The following is a 5,423-nucleotide window of genomic DNA, read 5'->3' on the forward strand; positions in this document are numbered from 1 at the left end:
GGCGGTGATGAAGGCGCCGTAAGGCGTCATGACGCTGGAATCGCGGGAATAGACCTGCATCGGCAGCTCAGGCGTCGGCTCGTGCCAGTGGATGTTGACGCCGAAATGCTCGTAGGCGGCGACCAGGTCCTTGTGCTGTGCCTGGGCGATCTGGACGTTGCAGGGCGCCTCGCGCAGATGCTTGCGCGACAGCGAACTGGTCGACAGATGCCGCAGGAAATTGGGCGAGCCGAGCAGGACGTCGGTTAGCACGTCGGTCTCGTTGGCAAAGCCCCAGGCGGTCAGCGGCTTGGTGCCGCCGGCTGGGTTGCGGCGCTGCAGCGAAAACGGCTCGGCGACAATGCGGTCATGAACGGTCATGGGGTTCTCCTCGTGATCAGATCGGCGGTCATTTGGCTTGGGGAATGCTCGGTATCCACCAGTCGCGTCCGCGCGGGGTGGTGACATATTCAGGCCAGCGAAAATGGATAGGCGGCTCGTAGTCACAGAGCGGGGCGATCCAGTTCGAGCCGCCGATTCCGCCGCCGGTGCGGGCGACGAATTCATTCATCGCCGCATCGCGGGCGGTCTGGTCTTCCAGCAGGCGGAGCGCCGCCAGCGCGACCGTCTTGGACGCGCAGATGACCATCGGGTCGATCGTCGCCGAAATGCCGCCCAGCGCATTCATCACCCATGCCGGATAGGGGTAGCCGGTCTCCGAACGCAGCGCCGGGCGGGCGACATAGAACCGCGCTGTCGGCGTATGCCAGCTCATGTCGGTGTAATCGTCGGAGGTCGAATTGACTTGCGAGGGCGGCAGATCGCGGCGCAGGATCGCTTCCGCCGCCTGCGGCTCGATCAAGCGCTCGAGTTCTTCGATGAACGGCTCGTCGCTCGCCATGCGCCCGGCATTGACCTGTATTTCGCGGGCAACTGCCTTGGCGTCCTCGTCCCAGCGCGGCGGCCCAGCCGTCGACAGCGCTTCATAGGCGATTTCGGCCATGGCATGGTTGGCAAGTCCCGGTCGTGACTTCGACACCCAATGCCGCTCATGGCGGCAGCCGCTCATGCTGGCAGCGGCCTCGGCATTGCGGTCGAGCACCGCGGTGACCTGCTCGGCCATGGCAAGCGTCGGCACGCGGATCATGTACTGGATCTCGGCCAGCCCCGCCGGCAAATTGTCGGCGGTTGCTTGCCCCGCCGTCAGGATCGCTTCGCTGATCGACCAGCCGCCCTGGTGCGGCAGCATGGAATCGCGCAGAGCCTTGGAGGCCATGTACATCATCATCAATGCGTCGTTGGCGCCGGGGGCGCGCGCCGCCGAATGTGCTTGCGGAATGGGTGCAGCACCCGCAGCCAGCGCCCAGCGCTCCGGTTGGTCGCAGATGAAGCGATAGATCATCGCGTAGGCCGCGCCGCAATGCGTGTCCCAGCGCGCCGTGTTGCAGAGCGGCAGCATGTAGAACGGATGAAAGGAGATCATGCCGGCAAGGCCGTCATAATAGCCCTTGGCGGCATGGATCGGCTTTGACCCGCGCACCTTTTCCGCCGGCTCGCCGGTGAAGCGCAGCGTGCCTGATATGCCGTGGCGCTGCATCGCCGCCTTGGTCGCCAGCAGCCCGCCGAGGCTCGAAATCCCGAGGCCGGAATGCGGGTCGGTGTGGCCGCCGGCCTGGTTGCCAAGTCCCCGGCGCGGACGCTCGACCGTAGCGGCATCCTGGCAATTGCCCGGCACCGCGTCGTATTCGGCGTACATGCCGATGGTCGGGCCGGGGCCGTTGGTCCAATGCGCGCAGAAGGCGGTCGGCATGCCGGCGGAGCCTTCTTCGACGGAAAAGCCTTCGAGTTTCAGCCGCTCGACATACCAGGCGGCTGATTGATACTCCCGCCACGCGGTCTCGCCGTAATCGAAGATGGTGCGTGTCCACGCGGACAACAACGGCTGGATGCCGTCGAGACAGGCAAGGGCGGTTGCTTGCGCCGAGGTGGCCACCGGTTTCTCCATGGCATGAGAAGAAAGCAGTGAAGCGGGTCGCTAAAAAGTGATATGTTTTCCCGGTTCGTGCAAATTCGGTTCACCTGAGGTTCCTTGCGTATACCATCGACACAAGCGCTGCGCGCGCTCGACAGCTTCGCCCGCCACGGCAGCGTCTGGCGCGCCGCCGACGAGTTGCACCTAACCCGCAGCGCTGTTAGCCATCAGCTTCGCCTGCTGGAGCGCGACCTCGGCTTCGACCTGCTCGAACGCATCGGCAAGGGCGTGGCGTTGACGCCGCGCGGCCAGCGCTACGCCAGCGATGTGCGCAAAGCGCTCACCGTTCTGGGCGACGCGGTGACGCGCGATGCCGGCACCGGAGTCGGCGGCTCGTTCGCCGTCAGTTGCACGCCCGGCTTCGCCTCGCTGTTCTTGTGCACCCATATCGGCGAGTTCCGGCAGATGTATCCTGACGTGGCGCTGCGCATCCTGACGCCGCGCCGGCTCGACGATGTCAGCAATGCCGATGCCGATGCCTTCATTGCGTTTGGTGTCGGCAATTGGCCGAACCGGGCGGTCGAGCCGCTCTGTGAAATCTCGTTCACGCCGCTCTGCAGCCCGACACTGCTCAACAAGGTCGGTGGTTTTTCCCGGCCGTCGGACGTGCTGCGCGCCAACCTGCTGCATCTCGATGACACCGAGGATTGGGCGCGCTGGCTGGCGCTGTCCAAGGTGGAAAACCCCGACATTGAGGGCGGCATCTTCTTTTCGGACATGAACCTCGTCTTTTCGGCGGCGATTGCCGGCCAGGGCATCGCCATGGGCGACGAACTGACCAGCCGGCGGGCGCTGAGCGAGGGCCGGCTGGTCAGGCCGTTCGACATAGCGATCAAGTCGCCGCGTTCCTATTTCCTGGTCTCCGAACACGCCAAGGCTTCGCATCCGGTGCTGGAAGCGTTCGCAGGATGGCTGCGGTCGAAACTCCAGGAGAACCGCATTCTGCCGTATTGAGGGCAGGTGGCGACATCTCGCCATAGATGAATGGAATTTGCCGATCACGCGAAAACTATTCGGTTGCGGTGAGCCGGCACCCTGCCTACGATTTCGACAAGCGTTAGGGAAAGGGCAGTATGCAGCAACCCGGCCGTGCCGCAGAGATCAAGGCAATCGGGATCGGCAAGAGCTTCGGCTCATTCCGTGCGCTGGACAATCTGTCGCTCGATATCGGCCGTGGCGAGTTCCTGACCCTGCTCGGGCCGTCCGGTTCGGGCAAGACCACCTTCCTGATGATCCTTGCCGGCTTCGTGCAGCCGACCGAAGGCAAGCTGTTCAGCGACGGCGTCGACATCACCGACCGGCCGGCCGAGCAACGTGCCGCCGGCATGGTGTTCCAGGGCTACGCGCTGTTCCCGCATATGAGCGTCGAAGCCAACATCGCCTTCCCACTCAAGGTGCGCAAGAAATCGGCCGCCGACATCAAGCGCCGCGTCGGCGAGATGATCGAGCGCGTCGGCCTCAAGGGCCACGAGAAAAAACTGCCGGCGCAATTGTCAGGCGGTCAGCAGCAGCGTGTGGCGCTGGCCCGCGCGCTGGTGTTCGAACCGGGCGTGCTGTTGCTCGACGAACCGTTTTCCGCGCTCGACAAGGGCCTGCGCGGCCAGATGCAGGCCGAGATGAAGCGGCTGCACCAGGAGACCGGGACCACCTTCGTCTTCGTCACCCACGACCAGAGCGAGGCGCTGGCGCTGTCGTCACGCGTTGCCATCTTCAACCACGGCAAATTGCTGCAGGTTGGAGCGCCCGACGAGGTCTACGACCGGCCGGACAACCGCTTCGTCGCCGAGTTCCTCGGCGAGATCAACATGCTGCCGCTGAAGGGGGTCAAGCCTGCCGGCAATGGCTCGACCGGCCTGTGCGAGGACCGCGCGGTCAGCATGGGCTGCAAGGCCGAACTCGTGCGCGGCGATGCCATCCTGGCGATCCGGCCCGAATACATGTCGATATCGAGCGAGGCGGCAGATGGTGAGAATGGGATCGCCGCTACCGCCACCAACTCCACCTATCTCGGCGCGGCAACGCGGCTCGACCTGACGACGCGGCAAGGCGCCAAGGTCACGGTCTCGGTGCCGAGCGAGGTGGCTGCCGCGGCGTTGAGCAAGGGCAACTCCGTCTGGCTCACCTGGCCGGCGGAAAAGGGTTTCCTCCTTCCGCATGGAGGGCAATGACGAACGGTGTGGCGAGATATCGCAGCACCGATTCCGGCACTATCAACAACAAAAAAGGGGAACTGACATGACACATGATACCAAGAAACAAGCCATCGAGAGCCTGTCCGCCAGGGCAGGCCGCGGTGAGATCTCGCGCCGGCAGTTCACACAGTTGGCGGCACTCGTGCTGGCCGGCACGCCGATGCTGCTGCGCTCGACAGGTGCCTTTGCGCAGGCCAAGGAGCTGGTGCTGGTCAACTGGGGTGGCGATGCCATCACCGCCTACGATGCCGCCTATGGCCAGGCCTTCACCAAGGACACCGGCATCACCGTCAAGATGGACGGTTCGGGTCCGACCGAAGGTGCCATCGCCGCGCAATTCAAGAGCGGCGCGCCGACCTGGGATCTCGTCGATGTCGATCCGTTCTCGGCCATCACGCTCGGCGCCCAGGGGGCTCTCGAGCCGATCGATTACAACATCGTCGACAAGAAGAAGATGCGGCCCGGCTTTGGTTGGGAATACGCCGCCTCGACCTATTTCTTCTCCTATGTCATCGCCTATGATTCCGAGAAGTACGGCAAGGACGCGCCGACCGGCATGGCCGATTTCTTCGACGTGAAGAAATTCCCCGGCAAGCGCTCGCTCTACAAATGGGGCGTGTCGAGCTGGGAAGCGGCGCTGCTCGCCGACGGTATCGCGCCTGCGTCGCTCTACCCGCTCGATCTCAAGCGCGCCCATGACAAGATCGCCGCCTTCAAGGAAAACGTCGTTGCCTATTGGGGTGGCGGCGCCGAAAGTCAGAGCGTGCTGCTCAATGGCGAGGCCTCGATGGCAATCGTCTGGTCGACCCGCGCTTCACTGATCGAGCAGGATAGCGGCGGCAAGATCAAGTTCATCTGGGACCAGGGCCTGATCTCGCCCGGTGCGCTCGCCGTGCTCAAGGGCAATCCCGGCGGCAAGGACGCTGCGATGAAGTTCATCGCCAGTGCCCAGGACCCTGAAAAGCAGCTGGTCATGTTCGACAAGCTCGGCCAAGGTCCTGCAAACCCGGCGGCAGACGCGCTGATCCCTGCCGACAAGAAGCGCATCAACCCGGTCGATCCCGAGAACATGAAGAAGCAGATCGCGCTCGACATGGACTGGTACGCCAAGAACTACGGGCCGGCGCTCGACGAATACACCAAGATCATCTCGGCCTGATCAGGGCAGGGGTAATCGGGTCGACATGAGATCCTATCTCTCCGACAGGATGGGCGCGGCG

At 64.1% G+C, this 5,423-nt stretch carries 4 protein-coding genes and 1 pseudogene; 3 read left to right on the top strand and 2 right to left on the bottom strand.

What is annotated here, in order from left to right:
• Together EN984_RS21280 and EN984_RS21285 are read right to left on the bottom strand one after the other, a co-directional pair.
• Positions 1 to 360, bottom strand: a pseudogene (locus EN984_RS21280) (amidinotransferase); the annotation flags it as partial.
• Positions 361 to 388: 28 nt separating this feature from the next.
• Complete coding sequence (locus tag EN984_RS21285) at positions 389 to 1,984, bottom strand: amidohydrolase (protein WP_164748712.1); 1,596 nt, start codon at positions 1,982 to 1,984, stop codon at positions 389 to 391.
• A gap of 84 nt (positions 1,985 to 2,068) precedes the next feature.
• On the opposite strand from EN984_RS21285, the gene EN984_RS21290 reads away from it, so the two are divergent.
• The 3 genes from EN984_RS21290 (at position 2,069) to EN984_RS21300 (ending at position 5,362) form a co-directional block, all read left to right on the top strand.
• Positions 2,069 to 2,965, top strand: coding sequence for a LysR substrate-binding domain-containing protein (locus tag EN984_RS21290; protein WP_013532647.1), 897 nt, complete (start codon positions 2,069 to 2,071; stop codon positions 2,963 to 2,965).
• Positions 2,966 to 3,084: 119 nt separating this feature from the next.
• Entirely contained in the window at positions 3,085 to 4,179 is a 1,095-nt protein-coding gene (locus EN984_RS21295; RefSeq protein ID WP_127267593.1) for an ABC transporter ATP-binding protein, read from the top strand.
• Positions 4,180 to 4,246: 67 nt separating this feature from the next.
• Positions 4,247 to 5,362 carry an ABC transporter substrate-binding protein gene (locus tag EN984_RS21300; protein ID WP_023812803.1) on the top strand — a complete coding sequence of 372 codons (1,116 nt, stop codon included), beginning with the start codon at positions 4,247 to 4,249 and terminating at the stop codon, positions 5,360 to 5,362.
• The last annotated feature ends 61 nt before the right edge of the window (positions 5,363 to 5,423 follow it).

It is taken from the genome of Mesorhizobium sp. M7A.F.Ca.CA.004.12.1.1 (assembly GCF_003997835.1).
Taxonomy (GTDB): Bacteria; Pseudomonadota; Alphaproteobacteria; order Rhizobiales; family Rhizobiaceae; genus Mesorhizobium.

Bases quoted from the DNA above. Each gene is read 5' to 3' on its own strand.
- EN984_RS21285 (WP_164748712.1), bottom strand. From the start codon at position 1,984: ATGGAGAAACCGGTGGCCACCTCGGCGCAAGCAACCGCCCTTGCCTGT.
- EN984_RS21295 (WP_127267593.1), top strand. From the start codon at position 3,085: ATGCAGCAACCCGGCCGTGCCGCAGAGATCAAGGCAATCGGGATCGGC.
- EN984_RS21300 (WP_023812803.1), top strand. From the start codon at position 4,247: ATGACACATGATACCAAGAAACAAGCCATCGAGAGCCTGTCCGCCAGG.